At 65.6% G+C, this 16,942-nt stretch carries 16 protein-coding genes; 11 read left to right on the top strand and 5 right to left on the bottom strand.

The annotated features are described in order from the left end of the window. Nucleotides 1-73 precede the first annotated feature (73 nt). Genes aceF through lpdA form a run of 3 tightly spaced genes read left to right on the top strand, consistent with a single transcriptional unit; the run spans nucleotide 74 to nucleotide 4,251 of the window. The gene (gene aceF / locus J8I82_RS11160; protein WP_209757241.1) at nucleotides 74-1,747 is read left to right on the top strand and encodes a dihydrolipoyllysine-residue acetyltransferase; all 1,674 of its coding nucleotides are present in this window, start codon (nucleotides 74-76) and stop codon (nucleotides 1,745-1,747) included. A gap of 59 nt (nucleotides 1,748-1,806) precedes the next feature. Then, nucleotides 1,807-2,436, top strand: a complete 630-nt coding sequence (locus J8I82_RS11165) for an Ntn hydrolase family protein (protein WP_209757243.1) — start codon at nucleotides 1,807-1,809, stop codon at nucleotides 2,434-2,436. Between the two features lie 33 nt (nucleotides 2,437-2,469). Then, nucleotides 2,470-4,251, top strand: coding sequence for a dihydrolipoyl dehydrogenase (lpdA, locus tag J8I82_RS11170; RefSeq protein WP_209757245.1), 1,782 nt, complete (start codon nucleotides 2,470-2,472; stop codon nucleotides 4,249-4,251). Between the two features lie 346 nt (nucleotides 4,252-4,597). Here the strand turns inward: lpdA and phaP1 are convergent, their stop codons facing one another. Continuing rightward, on the bottom strand, nucleotides 4,598-5,176 hold the full coding sequence (gene phaP1, locus J8I82_RS11175; protein WP_133096799.1) for a TIGR01841 family phasin PhaP1: 579 nt from the start codon (nucleotides 5,174-5,176) through the stop codon (nucleotides 4,598-4,600). A 360-nt stretch (nucleotides 5,177-5,536) separates the two neighbouring features. Here phaP1 and J8I82_RS11180 point away from each other — a divergent pair, with 360 nt between their 5' ends. From J8I82_RS11180 to pbpG, 5 genes are all read left to right on the top strand, one after another. Then, on the top strand, nucleotides 5,537-6,457 hold the full coding sequence (locus J8I82_RS11180) for a histone deacetylase family protein (RefSeq protein ID WP_209757247.1): 921 nt from the start codon (nucleotides 5,537-5,539) through the stop codon (nucleotides 6,455-6,457). After that, the gene (locus tag J8I82_RS11185; protein ID WP_209757249.1) at nucleotides 6,454-7,380 is read left to right on the top strand and encodes a DMT family transporter; all 927 of its coding nucleotides are present in this window, start codon (nucleotides 6,454-6,456) and stop codon (nucleotides 7,378-7,380) included. The genes J8I82_RS11180 and J8I82_RS11185 overlap by 4 nt, the downstream gene beginning before the upstream one ends. A gap of 97 nt (nucleotides 7,381-7,477) precedes the next feature. After that, nucleotides 7,478-7,924, top strand: a complete 447-nt coding sequence (locus tag J8I82_RS11190) for an acyl-CoA thioesterase (RefSeq protein ID WP_133096802.1) — start codon at nucleotides 7,478-7,480, stop codon at nucleotides 7,922-7,924. Nucleotides 7,925-7,949: 25 nt separating this feature from the next. Next, nucleotides 7,950-8,663 carry a nitroreductase gene (locus tag J8I82_RS11195; protein WP_209757251.1) on the top strand — a complete coding sequence of 238 codons (714 nt, stop codon included), beginning with the start codon at nucleotides 7,950-7,952 and terminating at the stop codon, nucleotides 8,661-8,663. 251 nt (nucleotides 8,664-8,914) lie between these two features. Further along, a complete protein-coding gene (pbpG, locus tag J8I82_RS11200; RefSeq protein WP_209757253.1) occupies nucleotides 8,915-10,129 on the top strand; it encodes a D-alanyl-D-alanine endopeptidase in 1,215 nt (404 codons plus the stop codon). A gap of 64 nt (nucleotides 10,130-10,193) precedes the next feature. Here pbpG and J8I82_RS11205 read toward each other — a convergent pair whose 3' ends face one another. The 3 genes from J8I82_RS11205 to J8I82_RS11215 all read right to left on the bottom strand — a co-directional run bounded on the left by J8I82_RS11205 (nucleotide 10,194) and on the right by J8I82_RS11215 (nucleotide 13,279). Continuing rightward, entirely contained in the window at nucleotides 10,194-11,606 is a 1,413-nt protein-coding gene (locus tag J8I82_RS11205) for an FAD-binding oxidoreductase (protein ID WP_209757261.1), read from the bottom strand. A gap of 14 nt (nucleotides 11,607-11,620) precedes the next feature. Beyond that, nucleotides 11,621-12,349, bottom strand: a complete 729-nt coding sequence (locus J8I82_RS11210) for a FadR/GntR family transcriptional regulator (protein ID WP_209757263.1) — start codon at nucleotides 12,347-12,349, stop codon at nucleotides 11,621-11,623. Nucleotides 12,350-12,493: 144 nt separating this feature from the next. After that, nucleotides 12,494-13,279 (bottom strand): IclR family transcriptional regulator, encoded by a 786-nt coding sequence (locus J8I82_RS11215; protein WP_029047693.1) that lies wholly within the window; start codon nucleotides 13,277-13,279, stop codon nucleotides 12,494-12,496. A 235-nt stretch (nucleotides 13,280-13,514) separates the two neighbouring features. On the opposite strand from J8I82_RS11215, the gene J8I82_RS11220 reads away from it, so the two are divergent. Genes J8I82_RS11220 through J8I82_RS11230 form a run of 3 tightly spaced genes read left to right on the top strand, consistent with a single transcriptional unit; the run spans nucleotide 13,515 to nucleotide 15,936 of the window. Then, nucleotides 13,515-14,240 carry a (Fe-S)-binding protein gene (locus J8I82_RS11220; RefSeq protein ID WP_209757265.1) on the top strand — a complete coding sequence of 242 codons (726 nt, stop codon included), beginning with the start codon at nucleotides 13,515-13,517 and terminating at the stop codon, nucleotides 14,238-14,240. A gap of 17 nt (nucleotides 14,241-14,257) precedes the next feature. Beyond that, complete coding sequence (locus tag J8I82_RS11225; protein ID WP_209757267.1) at nucleotides 14,258-15,670, top strand: LutB/LldF family L-lactate oxidation iron-sulfur protein; 1,413 nt, start codon at nucleotides 14,258-14,260, stop codon at nucleotides 15,668-15,670. Further along, nucleotides 15,667-15,936 (top strand): hypothetical protein, encoded by a 270-nt coding sequence (locus tag J8I82_RS11230; protein ID WP_209757269.1) that lies wholly within the window; start codon nucleotides 15,667-15,669, stop codon nucleotides 15,934-15,936. Before J8I82_RS11225 ends, J8I82_RS11230 begins: the two co-directional genes overlap by 4 nt. A gap of 46 nt (nucleotides 15,937-15,982) precedes the next feature. Here J8I82_RS11230 and J8I82_RS11235 read toward each other — a convergent pair whose 3' ends face one another. Beyond that, a complete protein-coding gene (locus tag J8I82_RS11235; RefSeq protein ID WP_209757271.1) occupies nucleotides 15,983-16,870 on the bottom strand; it encodes a LysR family transcriptional regulator in 888 nt (295 codons plus the stop codon). Nucleotides 16,871-16,942 lie beyond the last annotated feature (72 nt).

Raw genomic sequence — 16,942 nt, forward strand, 5'->3', positions numbered from 1 at the left:
ACAGAAGCGGGCGGCGAAGGTAATCTCGCCGCTTGCGGATGTCGTGCGCGCCGGCCTGCCCAGGAGACACTGAATGAGTCAAGCAATTGAAATCAAGGTGCCGGATATCGGCGACTATGACGCCGTCCCCGTCATCGAAGTGCATGTGAAACCCGGCGACAGCATCAACGCGGAAGACGCGCTGGTGACGCTGGAATCGGACAAGGCCACCATGGACGTGCCCTCGCCGCAGGCCGGCGTGGTCAAGGACGTCCGCATCAAGGTAGGTGACAACGTGTCCGAAGGCTCGGTGCTGGTCATGCTGGAAGCAGCCAACGAGGCCTCTGCGGCACCGCCCGCGGCGGCCGCGGCGCCGGCTCCGGCCGCCGCGGCTCCTGCTCCCGCTCCGGCAGTTGCGCCCGCAGCAGCCCCTGCCGCTCCTGCGGCGGGCGGTGGCGGCACAATCGAAGTCAAAGTGCCCGATATCGGCGATTACGACGCCGTGCCGGTCATCGAAGTCCACGTCAAGCCGGGCGACACCATCAACGCCGAAGACGCGCTGGTGACGCTGGAATCCGATAAGGCCACCATGGACGTGCCCTCCCCGCAGGGCGGCGTGGTCAAGGAAGTCAAGGTCAAGGTTGGCGACAACGTGTCCGAAGGCACGCTGCTGCTGCTCCTGGAAGGCGCCGCCGGCGCTGCTGCTGCGCCGGCACCGGCTGCCGCGGCGGCCCCGGCACCGGCCGCTGCCAGCGCGCCCGCCCCGGCATCCGCGCCCGCGGCTGCGGCGGCTCCGGCTCCGGCAGCAGCGGCCGCCGCCCCGGCCGTCGCTGGCGTAAGCGGCAAGGCCGCCCACGCCAGCCCGTCGGTGCGCAAGTTCGCACGCGAGCTGGGCGTCGACGTGTCGCGCGTGGCCGGCACCGGCCCCAAGGGCCGCATCACCCAGCAGGACGTGCAGAACTACGTCAAGGGCGTGATGACCGGCCAGGCCGCCGCGCCGGCCCAGGCTGCCGCGGCTGGCGGCGGCGGTGGCGAGCTTGGCCTGCTGCCGTGGCCGAAGGTCGATTTCACCCGCTTCGGCGAGGTGGAAAACAAGGCCTTGTCGCGCATCAAGAAGATTTCCGGCGCGAACCTGCACCGCAACTGGGTCATGATCCCGCACGTCACCAACCATGACGAAGCGGACATCACCGAGCTGGAAGCCTTCCGTGTGCAGCTGAACAAGGAAAACGAGAAGTCCGGCATCAAGGTGACCATGCTGGCCTTCATGATCAAGGCCACGGTCGCGGCGCTGAAGAAGTTCCCGAACTTCAATGCGTCGCTCGACGGTGACAACCTGGTGCTGAAGAAGTACTTCAACATCGGTTTCGCCGCCGACACCCCGAACGGCCTGGTCGTGCCGGTGATCAAGGACGCCGACAAGAAGGGCGTGCTGGAGATCAGCCAGGAAATGAGCGAGCTGGCCAAGCTGGCGCGCGACGGCAAGCTCAAGCCGGACCAGATGCAGGGCGGCTGCTTCTCGATTTCGTCGCTGGGCGGCCTGGGCGGCACGTACTTCACGCCGATCATCAACGCGCCGGAAGTGGCCATCATGGGCGTGTGCAAGTCGTTCCAGAAGCCGGTGTGGGACGGCAAGCAGTTTGCGCCGCGCCTGACGCTGCCGCTGTCGCTGTCGTGGGACCACCGCGTCATCGACGGCGCCGAGGCCGCACGCTTCAACACGTACTTCGCGCAACTGCTGGCGGACTTCCGCCGTATCCTGCTCTAACTCGGCAGCGCACACCGGCATTGCCGGTGTGCGTCCAAGCCGGACGATAGGGGCGAGCCATGACTACCTGTGTTGTCGTCAAGAAGGGCGCCGAGGTGGCGATCGCGGCGGACGCGCTGGTCACCTTCGGCGATACGCGGCTGTCGCGCGCGTATGAGCGCAACCAGAAGGTCTTTCCGGTCGGCGACGGCTTTATCGCGCTGGCCGGGACGACCGCGCACTTCCCGGTCATGCGCACGCTGCTGGCGGGCCTGGGCGAGGAGTGCCGGCTGGGCTCGCGCGACGACGTGTTCCGCACCTTCCTGAAGGTGCACGAGAAGCTGAAGACGGACTACTTCGTCAACACCAAGGAAGACGAGGACGATCCCTACGAGTCGTCGCAGATCGTATGCCTGATCGCCAATCCGGCGGGCATCTTCGGCGTCTACTCGTATCGCGAGGTGTTTTCGTTCGACCGCTTCTGGGGCATCGGCTCGGGCCGCAACTACGCGCTGGGCGCAATGCACGCGGTATATGACCGGCCGGACCTGGATGCCGGCGAGATCGCGCGGATCGGCGTCGATGCGGGCGTCGAGTTCGACAAGAGCTCATCGGGGCCGATAGAGGTCCACACGGTGCGGCTGCACGAAGCCGACAATGGCGCAGCGCCGGCGGCGGATGCGGCAACCAACAACGACGGCGCGCCCTGAAGCCGAGAGGCGGGCGCGTATTGAGGAGCAAATATGAGTGTGATCGAAGTCAAGGTGCCGGATATCGGCGATTTCGACGCGGTGGAAGTGATCGAGGTACTGGTCAAGGCTGGCGATACGGTCGAGACGGAACAGTCCCTGATCGTGCTGGAGTCCGACAAGGCGAGCATGGATGTGCCGTCGTCGGTTGCCGGCAAGGTAGTGGAGATCAAGGTCAAGGTGGGCGACAAGGTCGGCCAGGGCGCGGTGATCTGCACCGTCGAGGCCCAGGCCGCCGCCGCACCGGCACCCGCGCAAGCTCCGGCTCCGGCCGCGGCTCCCGCGCCGGCTGCCGCGGCACCGGCTGCTGCGCCGGCCGCCGCAACGCATAGCGGCGGTGCCGATATCCAGTGCGAAATGCTGGTGCTGGGCGCCGGCCCCGGCGGCTATTCGGCCGCTTTCCGTGCCGCTGACCTGGGCATGAACACCGTGCTGGTCGAGCGCTACAGCACGCTCGGCGGTGTCTGCCTGAACGTGGGCTGCATCCCGTCCAAGGCGCTGCTGCACAACGCCGCCGTGATCGACGAAGCCAAGGCGCTGGCAGCGCACGGCATCCTGTTCGGTGAAGCCAAGATCGACCTCGACGGCCTGCGCCACTACAAGAACCAGGTGGTCGGCAAGCTGACCGGCGGCCTGGCCGGCATGGCCAAGGCGCGCAAGGTGCAGGTGGTGCGCGGCATCGGCAATTTCCTCGATCCGCACCACATGGAAGTCGAGCTGACCGAGGGCGAGGGCAAGCGGAGCACCGGCAAGAAAACCGTGATCCGCTTCGAGAAGGCCATCATCGCCGCCGGCAGCCAGGCGGTGAAGTTGCCCTTCATCCCGGAAGACCCGCGCATCGTCGACTCGACCGGCGCGCTCGAGCTGCCGGAAGTGCCCAACAAGATGCTGGTCATCGGCGGCGGCATCATCGGCCTGGAAATGGCCACGGTCTACAGCACGCTGGGTGCCGAGATCGATGTCGTCGAAATGCTGCCGGGCCTGATGGGTGGCGCCGACCGCGACCTGGTCAAGGTCTGGGAAAAGAAGAACAAGGACCGTTTCGGCAAGGTCATGCTGAATACGAAGACTGTCGGGGTGGAAGCCAGGCCGGACGGCATCTACGTCAAGTTCGAGGGCGAGCAGGCCCCGGCCGAGGCGCAGCGCTACGACCTGGTGCTGGTGTCGGTGGGCCGCGCGCCCAACGGCAAGCGCATCAGCGCCGAGAAGGCTGGCGTGGCCGTGACCGACCGCGGCTTTATCAACGTCGACAAGCAGATGCGCACCAACGTGCCGCATATCTTCGCGATCGGCGACGTCGTCGGCCAGCCGATGCTGGCACACAAGGCAGTGCATGAAGCCCACGTTGCCGCGGAAGCCGCGCATGGCGAGAAGGCTTTCTTCGATGCCAAGCAGATCCCGTCGGTGGCCTTTACCGATCCGGAAGTGGCATGGGCCGGCCTGACCGAAGACGAGTGCAAGGCGCAGGGCATCAAGTACAGCAAGGGTGTGTTCCCGTGGGCCGCTTCGGGCCGCGCCATTGCCAACGGCCGCGACGAGGGCTTTACCAAGCTGATCTTCGACGAGGAAACGCATCGCGTGATCGGCGGCGGTATCGTCGGTATGCATGCCGGCGATCTGATCAGCGAAGTATGCCTGGCGATCGAGATGGGCGCGGATGCGGTGGATATCGGCAAGACCATCCACCCGCACCCGACGCTGGGCGAATCGATCGGCATGGCGGCGGAGATCTACGAAGGCACGTGTACCGACGTGCCGCCGCCGCGCAAGCGCTGAGCGTCCCACAAGCGCAGAACCCGCCTCCGGGCGGGTTCTTTTTCGGCAAATAATGCAATTAACCGCCGACAGCTAAACCCAACCATACAGGGAGCCAGCAGGGGCGGGCGCTGTACAAGCGGGAAAACGGGCAAAAAAAAAGCCTGGCCTCTGCAGGCCAGGCTTTAACGATACCTTTGGACAAGGAGACCGCGGTACCGAGGAGACATCGGCAGACTAGGCAGTGCCGCTATCCTCGCTCGGGACACCACCATCATCGTTGGCAAAACGCACCGGCAAGATGCCGCATCGATGCGCTTTGCCAACGGACCGGCCGGAGCCGGTCCATCGTCAAGGCAAACAGCTATCAGGCAACCGTAGCCTTCTTTGCCGTGGCCGTACGGGCCGTGGCGCTGGCTTGCTGGGCAGCCTTGGTGGCGGCGGAAGCAGCGGCCTGGAAGTTGGTTTCAGCGATTTCCACGGCTTGCTTGGTCGCCTTCTGCACCGACTCGTAGGCGTTGTTGGCAGCCGAGATCGCCGACTTCACGATGGCCACGGTCGATTCCGAACCGGCCGGGGCGTTCTTGGCGAAGTTCTCGACCAGCGCCTGCACGTTCTTCGAGCCTTCGGCCAGTTGGGCTTCGGCCACCTTGGTGAACTCGCTCTGGGTTTCCGAAGCGATTTCATACAGGTGACGGGTGTATGCCAGGGTCTTCTCGGCGACCGGCTGGACGGCTGCGGCCTGCAGGGCCAGCAGTTCTTGTGCGTCCTTGGCCGACAGCGCCTTCTTGGCGTTTTCCACGTTTTCGGCGAAGGTGGTCTTCACGACCTGCAGGTTCAGTTCGACAAGCTTTTCGACGCCTTCAAATGCCTTGGTAGTCAGGCCGAACAGCGTTTCCAGGTTTGCCTTTTGCGCTGCTGCGACTTGTTCCGGGGTCAGGATCATTGCTGGTCTCCAGTGGTGAACTTCAAGGTCAAGCAAAAATAAGCCGCCTAGATGTCAAGGCCGTGACGGTGTGTCCCGTTTCGGCTAGCCCAGGCGTATGTGGGTGGTTGTGTGCCGCGCCCGGTGCTTTGATGCGCCGCAACAATTCCAATTCTAGGGAAGCCGTGTTGAATGTCAAGCGCATTTTGTGCGTCGCACAAAAAGATTGTGGCGACGCGCTGGTTTTGTGCCGCAGCAGCCATTTTGGCAGGGCGGCGAGGTACGGTGAGCAATGCTACCATCGCGGCTTGCCCTCGCTGCACGGCTGGCCGCCGCCTGCGAAAACCGACAAGACGCGAACAGAACCGCACAGGCCGATCCATGCTCGCCTTCTACGCCGACCATTTCGTGTTGCCGCTGCCGCCGGGACACCGTTTCCCGATGCGCAAGTACAGCATGCTGCGCGACACGGTCTCAACCCGGATTCCTGGTCTGCGCCTGGCCGAGGCGCCGCGCGCCGGCGACGATGCGCTGCTGTTGGCGCATACGCCGGAATACGTCCAGGCAGCATCCGCGGGCACGCTGGATGCTGCCCGCCAGCGCGAAATCGGCTTCCCGTGGTCCGAAGCCATGGTCGAGCGCTCGCGGCGCTCCGCCGGCGCCACCATCGAGGCGTGCCGGGCGGCCTTGCGCGAAGGCGTTGCCGTGAATCTCGCCGGCGGCACGCATCACGCGTATGCCGACAAGGGTGGCGGCTTCTGCGTGTTCAACGACGCCGCCATTGCGGCGCGGGTGCTGCAGCGCGACGGCGACGTGCGCCGCGTGGCGGTGATCGATCTCGACGTGCACCAGGGCAATGGCACCGCATCGATCCTGCAAGGCGATCCGTCCGTGTTCACGCTGTCGCTGCATGGCGAGAAGAACTACCCGTTCCGCAAGGAAGCCAGCGACCTCGACGTCGGCCTGCCGGACGGCTGTGACGACGACAGCTATGCCAATGCGCTGCAGGCAGCGCTGGATACGCTGTTCAGCCGTTTCGCGCCCGACCTGCTGATCTACCTGGCCGGCGCCGATCCGCACGAAGGCGACCGGCTCGGGCGGCTCAAGCTGACTTTTGCTGGCCTGGCGCGGCGCGACCAACTGGTATTTGACGCCGCCATGGCGCGCGGGCTGCCGGTGGCGGTGGCGATGGCCGGTGGCTACGGCAACCAGATCGAAGACACGGTCGCGGTCCACGTGCAGACCGTGCGCCTGGCCGCGCAATACCATGCCCGCCACGGCGCGCTGGCAGCGGTGTCATGAGCGCCGCGGCGGAACCTGGCCGCGCGGCTGGTACCGGCCCCCGCCAGACCGCATGGGTGGCGGCGATGCCGTGGTTGTTCGTGCTGATCTGGAGCACCGGCTTCATCGTCGCCAAGTACGGCATGCCGTATGCGGAACCGATGACATTCCTGTTCCTGCGCTTTGTCGGCGTGCTGGTGCTGATGGTGCCGTTCGTGCTGCTGGCAGGCGTGCCGTTGCCGCGCGCGGGGCGCACGACGCATACCGACTGGCGCATGGTCGGCCATCTTGCCGTGGCCGGCTTGCTGCTGCAGGCCGGCTACCTCGGCGGCGTGTGGGCGGCGATCAAGCTTGGCATGCCTGCGGGCGTGTCGGCGCTGATCGCGGGCATGCAGCCCATCCTGACCGCCCTCATCGCCGCGCGGCTGGGCGAGCGCATCAGCGGGCGCCAGTGGCTGGGCCTGCTGCTGGGTATCGCCGGCGTGGCGCTGGTGGTGGCCAACAAACTCGGCACCAGCGCGCTGACGCCGGCAAGCCTGGCGCTGGCGGTCGGCGCTCTGCTCAGCATTACCGTCGGCACCGTCTACCAGAAGCACTTCTGCCCGGTGTTCGACCTGCGCATGGGATCCGTGATCCAGTTCGGTGCCGCCGCGCTGGCCTGCCTGCCGTTCATGTTCCTGTTCGAGACTCGCGACGTGCAGTGGACCGGCGCCATGATCGGCGCGCTGGCGTGGTCGGTGGTGGCGTTGTCGATCGGCGCCATCTCACTGCTGTTCCTGCTGATCCGCCAGGGCGCGGCAACCAAGGTGTCGAGTCTCATGTACCTGACACCACCGACCACTGCCGTGATGGCCTGGCTGCTCTTCGGCGAACGCTTCCCGCCGCTCGCCGCCGCCGGCATGGTGCTTGCTGCGTTAGGGGTGGCACTGGTCATCCGCAGGTAGCGCTGGTGCGTTCGTGTCGCAGGTGCGAACGCGTCACCGGTTGCACCAGCGCACTCCGTTTCCCTTTTCCGATCTCGCCCGGTTCCTTCCTCGCCCCATGAAGCCACAAGCCGATCCGCGCAGTGCCTATCCGTACTTCCAGCCGATCACGACACGTTGGATGGATAACGATGTCTATGGCCACGTTAACAACGTTGTCTACTACAGTTATTTTGACACCGTGGTGAATACCTACCTGATCCGGCAGGGAGCGCTCGATCTCGAGTCGGGCAAGACCATCGGGCTGGTGATCGAGACGCAGTGCAACTACTTCTCGTCGCTCAGCTTCCCGGAGACCGTGGTCGCAGGCTTGCGCGTCGCCAGGCTCGGCACGTCGAGCGTGCGCTATGAGGTCGGCCTGTTCAGCGGCGACAACGAGGTTGCCGCCGCGCAGGGGCATTTCATTCACGTCTATGTCGATCGCGCCACGCGCCGGCCGGTACCGCTGCCGGCGCCGCTGCGCGAGGCGCTGCTGCCGCTGGCGGTCGCGGGCGCGCAAGGGTAAGGGCGGGGCAATGGAGGCGAACAAGATGTCCCTCGAGATGCAACCGGGTTCGCAGGACGCCGTGGCGTGCGTGGATCGTGCGATCCTGACGCGGCGCTCGGTGCGGGCCTTTCTCGATACGCCCGTCCCGCGAGAGACCGTGGAAGACATCCTGGCCGTCGCCAGCCGCGCCCCCTCCGGCACCAATACGCAGCCGTGGCGGGTCTATGTCCTGTCCGGCGAAGCGAAGGCGAAGCTGTGCGCCGATGTGCTTGCCGCTTACGACGACCCCGAGCGCGACATCAAGTACCTGGAGGAGTACCCGTACTACCCCCGCGAATGGGCCAACCCCTACCTGGCGCGGCGGCGCAAGGTAGGCTGGGACCTGTACGGCCTGCTTGAGATCAGCCGCGAGGACAAGGCGCGCATGCACGAGCAGCACGCGCGCAACTTCCGTTTCTTCGATGCGCCGGTGGGAATGATTTTCACCATCGACCGGATCATGGAGCAGGGCAGCTGGCTCGATTACGGCATGTTCCTGCAAAGCATCATGGTTGCCGCGCGGGCGCGCGGGCTGGATACCTGCCCGCAGGCGGCGTTCACGCAATTCCACAAGGTCATTGCCAGCCACTTGCTGCTGCCGCCGGAGGAAATGGTGGTGTGCGGCATGTCGCTGGGGTTTGCCGATCCGGACGCGCCGGAAAACCGCCTGGCCACCGAAAGGGAGCCGGTGAGCGGGTTTGCGCGTTTCCTCTCATAGAGAGGTTTGTATCAATGTGTAACGATTGCTGCCGATATAGAGAGCGAGTTGCCGTATTGGCCACGATTGTTACTGGGGTGAGCAAGGCGGAGCGAATGTAGTTCGTTTGTGAACGTGACCTGTGGTCAACTTTTTCCACCATGTGGAAATGTTTGCAAATCGAACTTTAAGGAGCGTCTGTAAGTCTTTAATCTTGCTAACAATTTCTTAATTTCCTACACTAGCGCCATTCCTGATGCGCTGAACGAATCATGTTTCGGTCTGATTCCCTTTTTTCCAGATTCTTCGGCTCCACGCCCTTGTCCGCCGTTGCCGCCGCGGTGTTGGTGTCGGTGTCGATGGTTGCAGCCCCCGTCGCTGAAGCTGCCAGCAAAACTGCAAGCACGCAAAAAGCGTCTAAAAAGCAGGCAACAAACGCTAAAGTCACCAAGAAGTCCGCTTCCAAGGCTGTCAGTGCGAAGTCGCGCAGCGGCAAGGTTGCCAAGAGCGAGGCCGGTTCCGGCCGCAAGGTGATCGTGCTGAGAAACGGCAAGCGCCAGGTCGTGGCCGCTCACCACGCGGCGCCGGTGCGCGCCGTGTTCACGCCTGCCAAGCCGTCGCTGGGCGAGGCAATGGGTCTGCGCGACACCGAAGATGCGCTCGCACTGCGCTCCAGTGTGGCGCTGGTGATGGACCAGGGCTCCAACGAGGTGCTGTTCCAGAAGAATGCCTCCGCGGTACTGCCGATCGCCTCGATCACCAAGCTGATGACCGCGCTGGTGGTGATGGATGCGCGCCTGCCGATGGACGAAGTGCTGACCATCACCGAGGAAGACCGCGACACCGAAAAGCACAGCAGCTCGCGCCTGCGCTTCGGTACGCAGCTGACCCGCCAGGAACTGCTGCTGCTGGCGCTGATGTCGTCCGAGAACCGTGCCGCCTCGGCGCTGGGCCGCCACTATCCGGGCGGGCTGCCGTCTTTCGTGCAGGCAATGAACCGCAAGGCGCGCGAGCTGGGCATGAACGACAGCCACTTTGTCGACTCGAGCGGCCTGTCGAGCAGCAATGTGTCGAGCGCGATGGACCTGGTGCGCATGGTCAACGCCGCGTACCGCAACCCGACCATCCGCGAGTTCTCGACGCAGACCGAGCATGAGGTCAACGTGCTGGGCCGCACGCAGCACTACGTCAGCACCAACCGCCTGGTGCGCGGCGGCAACTGGGACATCGGCCTGCAGAAGACCGGCTTTATCTCCGAGGCCGGCCAGTGCCTGGTGATGCAGGCGCGCGTGCAGGGCCGCAACGTGGTGATGGTGTTCCTGGATTCGGCGGGCAAGCTGTCGCGCTTCGCCGATGCCAACCGGGTCAAGGACTGGCTGGAGCATTCGCCGTCGCACCCGCAGGGCTTTCCCTCTTCCCCTAACTTGACGCAGCGTCCGGGCGGCGCGCACGCGATCCTGGCTTCGCAGCAGGGGCGTGGTATCTGATCGCTGACCTGCAACGAAAACGCGCCGAATCCCGGCGCGTTTTTTTATGCCGGCGCAATGGCGCTCAGAGCAGCTTGCCGGGGTTCATGATCCCGGCCGGATCGAATACCGCCTTGATCTCCCGCATCAGCCGCAGCTCCAGCGGATCCTTGACCGCCAGGAAGGCATGGCGCTTGAGCTGGCCGATGCCGTGCTCGGCGCTGATGCTGCCGCCGTAGCGCATCACTTCATCCAGCACTGCGTCAGTCACGGCATCGCCCTGGGTCGCGGCCCAGTCCTTGGGGGCGCCGGCCGGGCGCGACAGGTTGTAGTGCAGGTTGCCATCGCCGAAGTGGCCAAAGACAAAGAGCCGGATCGCCGGGTCGAGGGCGCGCAGGCGGCTTTCCATTGACGTCAGGAACGACGGGATCTGTTCGATCGGCAGCGACACGTCGTGCTTCAGGTGCGGGCCATCGGCGCGCTGCGCCTCGGAGATTTCCTCGCGCAGTTTCCACAGCGCCTGCAGCTGTGCCAGCGATGCCGAGACCGCCGCGTCGAGGCAGAGTTCGCGCTCCAGCGCCGAGCCGATCACGCGCTCCAGCAGCGCGTTGAGTGCGTCCTCATCCGTGGTGTCGGCCAGTTCGACCAGCACATAGGCGGGGTAGCGCTGCGCGAACGGCTCCTGCACGCCTTCCGCGTGCGTCAGCACCAGATCCAGGCACTCGCCGGTAAAGAACTCGAACGCCTGCAGGCGCGCGCCGCACTGCTCGAACAGCAGTTCATACAGCTCCAGCGATTGCGCTGCCGAGGCTACTGCCGCCAGCACCACGCTGCGGGTATCGGTGCGTGGGAACAGGCGCAGGGCCGCCGCCGTGATCACGCCCAGCGTGCCTTCCGAGCCGATCAGCAGCTGCTTCAGGTCGTAGCCGGTGTTGTCCTTGCGCAGCGTGCGCAAGCCGTTGAACACCTCGCCGTTGGGCAGCACAGCTTCGACGCCCAGCACCAGCTCGCGGGTCATGCCATAGCGCACCACGTTGACGCCGCCGGCATTGGTGGCCAGGTTGCCGCCGATCTGGCACGAATCCTCGGCCGCGAGGGACAGGGGCAGCAGCCGGTTGGCCTCCTGCGCGGCGCGGCGCAGGTTGCCGAGGATGCAGCCGGCTTCGGCCACCATGGTGTTGGCGATGGTGTCGAGCGAGCGCACCGCATTCATGCGGTCCAGGCTCAGCACCACGTTGCCGGCGTGACCGTCGGGCGTGGCGCCTCCGCACAGGCCGGTATTGCCGCCGCGCGGCACCACTGGCACCGCCGCCTGCTGGCACAGCGCCAGCGTGCGCGAAACCTGTTCCACGCTGCGCGGACGCACCACGGCCTGCGCCTGTCCGCGATAGATGCCGCGCCAGTCGGACAGCCAAGGTGCGATGTCGTCGGGGTTGGTCAGGACAGTGTCGGGGCCGAGCGCTTCGGTAAGGCGTTGGGCGAATTGAGAGGTTTGCATGGTGTTCCGTGGTCTCAGGGCTGTGCGAGGGAAGGGCTGGCGGCGCGCGTGCGCAGCGTCAGGCCAAGACGCCACGCCGCATTCTGCAGGTGGGTGACGGCGGCGGTGCGGGCCGCTTCGGCGTCGCCGCGGCGGATCGCGTCGACGATGGCTTCATGCTCGCCTTGCACGCCTTCGGCCAGCCCGGGCTGGCGCAGCGTGTTGGCGCGCGCGCTGGCGACCGCCTGGTGCAGCTGCAGATTCAGGTACTGCAGCAACTGGCGGTAGTAAGGGTTATGCGTCGCCGCGGCGATGCCGATATGGAAGGCCGCGTCGATGTCGGCTGCCGGCTGCCCGTCGTAGAGGTGGGCGTGCAGCCGCTCCAGCAGCGCCGCCAGCCCGGCAACGTCGTCGTCGGTGCGACGCACGGCTGCCAGCGCGGCCGCGGCGCCTTCCAGGTCGATGCGAAGGTCGTACAGGTCGGCGAGGCTGGCGGCGTCGATATCCGGCTCGCGCGGCAGCTGGAACCCCGCCGCGCCGGTGCGCGAGCGCACCGTGCAGCCAACCCCCTGGCGCGTTTCGACGAAGCCCTGCGAGCGCAGGTGTTCCGTGACTTCGCGGATCACCGCGGCGCTGACGCCGTATTGCTCCGAGAGCTGCTTGCCAGTCGGCAGCCGTGTGCCGACCGGGTACGCACCGCTTTCGATGTCGGCGCGCAACTGGCGGGTGACCAGTTCGGTGAGGGTGACGGCACGGGTTCGCATGGCTGTCGATTATAATGTTTGCTGGTTATCTGAAAACTAAGGGTAAACCTTAGTAAGCAATTTGCCCGAGGCTGGATGCAAAAACGCGCGGGGCGCCATTGCTGGCGGCCCGCGCGTCGTGGCGCTGGGAAACGAAGCCGGCGCTCAGGCGGCGGCTTCCGACACGTAACCCATGCCGCGCGAGATCTGCAGCGCAGTTTCCTTCAGGTTTTGCAGCCAGCTGTCCTGCAGCCGGTCAGCCGGGGCCGACAGCGACAGGCCCGCCACCAGCCGGCGCGAGTCGTCGTAGATGCCGGCGGCAATGCAGCGCACGCCCAGTTCCAGTTCTTCATTGTCGCGGGCGTAGCCGTTGGTGCGGACCCAGTTCAGCTCCCGCTCCAGCTTGGTCAGGTCGGTGATCGAAGTCCGGGTATGCCCGGCCAGCCCGGTGCGGGTGGCATAGTTGCGCACGCGCGCCGACTCGTCGGCGGCCAGGAACAGCTTGCCGACCGAGGTCAGGTGCAGCGGCGCACGGCCGCCGATGGCGCGCACCACCTGCATGCCGGAGCGCTCGCTGTAGGCGCGCTCGATATACACGATCTCGTCACCCTGGCGTACCGACAGGTTGACCGTCTGTCCGGTCACACGGTGCAGCGCGCGCATCGGGGCCAGCGCCGCATCGCGCACCGACAGGCGCGCCTTGACCAGGTTGCCCAGTTCCAGCAGGCGCATGCCAAGGCGGTAGCTGCCCGGATCGGAACGATCGACGAAGCGGCAGGCCACCATGTCGTTAAGGATGCGGTGCGCGGTGGAGGGGTGCAGGCCAGTGGCCAGCGACAGCTCCTTGAGGCTGACCGGGTCGGCGTGCTGGGCGAGGGCGTCCAGCAGCGTCATCATGCGCTCGATGACCTGGATGGACGTCTTGCCGGGTGACTTGTCTGCTTCGGACATAGCGGAAAGAAGGAAAATGTTGCTTTGCGGCATTTTTAAGTGTCTGCCTGATTCTATCTCGCATCGTGAAAATTTCAATAGGTGAAATGACATTACGGTAAGAATCGCGCCGTGATGTCGCCGGGAAAGTGATGTGTCTTGGCCCGCATTCATCCAGGTGATGAACCGTTTGTGCGCCACGCGCGGCCCAAGGCGCGCATAATTGCGGGGTTTTGGGGTCTGGAGAAGCCAACAAATGCGAGTCGGTCTGTTCGCCACCTGCCTGGTGGACCTGATGCGTCCGGAGATCGGGTTTTCGGTGCTGAAGCTGCTGGAAGCCGCCGGCTACGAGGTCCTGGTGCCCGAGGCGCAGACCTGTTGCGGCCAGCCGGCGTACAACTCGGGCGAGCGCGCCGTGTCGCGGGATCTGGCGGAGAAATTCCTGCGCGAATTCGAAATGTTCGACTACATCGTGGTCCCGTCGGGAAGCTGCGGCGGCATGATCCGCCAGCACTACGGTGACCTGCTGCGCGATGATCCGGAACTGAACGGCCGCTATGAGCGCCTGCGCGAACGGGTGTACGAGCTGACCGATTTCCTGGTCAATGTGGCGCGTGTCGAGACGCTGCCATCCGGCTTTGCCGGCCATATCACCTATCACGATTCCTGTTCCGGCCTGCGCGAACTGGGCGTCAAGCAGCAGCCGCGCGAGCTGCTGTCGCGCCTGCCCGGCGTGCAACTGACCGAAATGAAGGACTGCGAGGCCTGCTGCGGCTTCGGCGGCACGTTCTCGGTCAAGTACGGCAATATCTCGACCGCCATCGTCGACGAGAAGTGCGCCAACATCAAGGCCAGCGGCGCCGATGCGGTGGTGCTGGGCGATCTGGGCTGCATCCTCAATATCGAAGGCCGGCTGCGCCGCACCGGCGACAGCCAGACCCGCGTGCTGCATATCGCCCAGGTGCTGGCCGGCGACGCCTGACAACGAGAGACGCCACGATGCAAGTCCACAGCATGGAATTCAAGGCGCGCGCCGGCCAGAAGCTGGCCGACCAGCGCCTGCAGCAGAACCTGAAGAAGCTCTCGACCAAGTTCGTCACGGCGCGCGCCGATGCCATCCGCGATATTGACTTCGACGCCACGCGCGAGGCGCTGAAGGAGCGCCGCAACCGCGCGCTCGAAAACCTCGACGTCTGGCTGGCGGAGTTCGAGCAGAACGCCACCAGGCGCGGCGCCACGGTGCTGTTCGCCGAGACCACCGCCGACGCCGCGCGCCTGGTCGCCGAGATCGCGCAGAAGCACGGCGTGAAGAAGGTCATCAAGAGCAAGTCGATGGTGACCGAGGAAATGCGCCTGAACCAGGTGCTGGGCGAGATGGGCGTGCAGAGCATCGAGACCGATCTCGGCGAGTACATCCTGCAGATCAACGACTCGGAGCCGCCTTCGCACATCATTGCGCCCGTGGTGCACAAGGACAAGGACGAGATCGCCGACCTGTTCGCCAGGGTCCACCACAAGCCGCGGCTGACCGACATCCCGGAGATGACCCGCGAGGCGCGCGAAGTGCTGCGCCCGGAATTCCTGTCGGCCGACATGGGCGTGACCGGCGGCAACTTCATCATCGCCGAGACCGGCTCGGTGGCGGTGGTCACCAATGAAGGCAACGAAGGCATGTGCACGGTGATGCCGCGCGTGCACGTGGCCGTGACCGGCATCGAGAAGGTGTTGCCGACGCTGGAAGACCTGGCCACGGTCATGCGCCTGCTGCCGCGTTCGGCCACAGGCCAGGCGATCTCCAACTATTTCTCGCTGCTGACCGGCCCGCGCGCCGAAGGCGAGCGCGACGGTCCCGAGCATATGTACTTTGTGCTCGTCGACGGCGGCCGTTCGGGCCTGATCGGCGGCGACTTCCAGGAGATGCTGCGCTGCATCCGCTGCGGCGCCTGCATGAACCATTGCCCGGTCTACCAGAAGATCGGCGGCCATGCCTATGGCTGGGTCTATCCGGGGCCGATGGGCAGCGTGCTGACGCCCAGCTACGTTGGCCTTGCCAATGCGGTGGACCTGCCGCAGGCGGCGACCATGTGCGGCGAGTGCAATCGGGTCTGCCCGGCTTCGATCCCGCTGTCGGATCTGCTGCGCAAGCTGCGCGAGAAGCAGATGGAACGCGGTCTGCGGCCGTGGCAGGAGCGGTTTGCGCTGAAGGCCTGGGGCTACGTGGCGAAGCGGCCCGACCTGTATGCCTTTGCCACGCGCATCGGAGCCTGGCTGCTGGGCCGCATGGGCGGCGGCAACCGGCTCATCACCAGCCTGCCGCTGGCAGGCAAGGGCTGGACCGAAACCCGCGACATGCCGGCCCCGTCGGGCCGCACGTTCCGCGAACTCTACAAGGAAAGGAGGGCGCGTTCATGAGCGCAGCCAACACGGAAACGCTGGCGCGCATGCGCGCCACACTGGACCGGCACGTCACCGGGTCGATGCCCGCACAGGACCTCGTGCGTGCCTGGCGCGATGCCGGCAGCGGGCTGACGCTGCCGCCTGTCTATGGGCAAGCGATGGAAGAACTGCTGCGCAGGCTGGAGATGTCCGCGGTGTTTGCGCAGGACAGCTGCTCGTTCTCGAGCAGCGCGGTGACGGACCAGCTGGCGCGGTGGCTGGACAAGGCGGCGACGGCCTGAGGACTTAACGCTTCGCCGCGGCCGCTACCGCAGTCGCTAATGCGGCTCAACGCTTCATCATCCCCGTCAGCGTCCCGACGAATTCCAGCGACAGCCGCGACAGCGGCTCCGTCTGCACATGGAAAATCTGCACCGAGGCATTGACCTTGGTGCGGATCGGCACGGCAACGATATTGGGCCAGTTCGCGCCGAATACCGTCATGGCATCGACCAGCGCGATGCCGGCGCCGGCCTGCGCCAGCGCGCGCGCCACATGGGCCTGCTCCACCTGCACCCGCATGTCGGGCTGGTCGCCATCGTTGCCGAACATTTCGTGCACCAGCAGCGCGAACGGCACATCGGGCCCATAGCCGATCAGGTCTTCGCCGATCAGGTCGGCCGGACGCACCCATTTGCGCGTGGCGAGCCGATGTCCGACCGGCACCAGCGCCACGATCTCGTTCTTCACCAGCAGGCGCGCCTCAAGGTTGGGGTGCGTCAGCGGCATGTTCGACACCGCCAGGTCTACCTGTCCCGACAGCAGCGCGCGCAGCATGTTGCCGGGAATCTGCGTGCGCACCACCACGCGCACCGCCGGATGCGCGGCGCGGAAGCTGGCGATCGCGCGCGGCAGCACCGTCTGCCCCAGGTTTGGGCTGCATGTGATGCGCAGGCTGCCGGTGCGGTTGGCGGCAAGATCCTCGGCGATCTCGTTGACGCGCTCGATCCCTTCATAGACCGCATTCACCTCACCCAGCAGCCGCCGCGCCTCCGGCGTGGGATAGAGCCGCCCCTTGGTGCGGCGAAACAACTCGAGGCCGAGGCGCTGTTCGGTATGCGACATCAGCCGGCTGATCGCTGGTTGTGACACATAGAGCAGCTTCGATGCGCCGCTGATCGAACCGGTCAGCATTACTGCGCGGAAGACTTCGATCTGGCGCAGGTTCATTTTCATGGCATTAACCTGATGTTAAGGCAGGCGGACATATAAGCATATGACAGTCAATAGCGCCATACCTAAACTGGA

This window comes from Cupriavidus consociatus (genome assembly GCF_017814975.1).
GTDB lineage: Bacteria > Pseudomonadota > Gammaproteobacteria > Burkholderiales > Burkholderiaceae > Cupriavidus > Cupriavidus consociatus.

Coding starts and splice junctions, on each gene's coding strand:
- aceF (WP_209757241.1), top strand. CDS start 74: ATGAGTCAAGCAATTGAAATCAAGGTGCCGGATATCGGCGACTATGAC.
- J8I82_RS11165 (WP_209757243.1), top strand. CDS start 1,807: ATGACTACCTGTGTTGTCGTCAAGAAGGGCGCCGAGGTGGCGATCGCG.
- lpdA (WP_209757245.1), top strand. CDS start 2,470: ATGAGTGTGATCGAAGTCAAGGTGCCGGATATCGGCGATTTCGACGCG.
- phaP1 (WP_133096799.1), bottom strand. CDS start 5,176: ATGATCCTGACCCCGGAACAAGTCGCAGCAGCGCAAAAGGCAAACCTG.
- J8I82_RS11180 (WP_209757247.1), top strand. CDS start 5,537: ATGCTCGCCTTCTACGCCGACCATTTCGTGTTGCCGCTGCCGCCGGGA.
- J8I82_RS11185 (WP_209757249.1), top strand. CDS start 6,454: ATGAGCGCCGCGGCGGAACCTGGCCGCGCGGCTGGTACCGGCCCCCGC.
- J8I82_RS11190 (WP_133096802.1), top strand. CDS start 7,478: ATGAAGCCACAAGCCGATCCGCGCAGTGCCTATCCGTACTTCCAGCCG.
- J8I82_RS11195 (WP_209757251.1), top strand. CDS start 7,950: ATGTCCCTCGAGATGCAACCGGGTTCGCAGGACGCCGTGGCGTGCGTG.
- pbpG (WP_209757253.1), top strand. CDS start 8,915: ATGTTTCGGTCTGATTCCCTTTTTTCCAGATTCTTCGGCTCCACGCCC.
- J8I82_RS11205 (WP_209757261.1), bottom strand. CDS start 11,606: ATGCAAACCTCTCAATTCGCCCAACGCCTTACCGAAGCGCTCGGCCCC.
- J8I82_RS11210 (WP_209757263.1), bottom strand. CDS start 12,349: ATGCGAACCCGTGCCGTCACCCTCACCGAACTGGTCACCCGCCAGTTG.
- J8I82_RS11215 (WP_029047693.1), bottom strand. CDS start 13,279: ATGTCCGAAGCAGACAAGTCACCCGGCAAGACGTCCATCCAGGTCATC.
- J8I82_RS11220 (WP_209757265.1), top strand. CDS start 13,515: ATGCGAGTCGGTCTGTTCGCCACCTGCCTGGTGGACCTGATGCGTCCG.
- J8I82_RS11225 (WP_209757267.1), top strand. CDS start 14,258: ATGCAAGTCCACAGCATGGAATTCAAGGCGCGCGCCGGCCAGAAGCTG.
- J8I82_RS11230 (WP_209757269.1), top strand. CDS start 15,667: ATGAGCGCAGCCAACACGGAAACGCTGGCGCGCATGCGCGCCACACTG.
- J8I82_RS11235 (WP_209757271.1), bottom strand. CDS start 16,870: ATGAAAATGAACCTGCGCCAGATCGAAGTCTTCCGCGCAGTAATGCTG.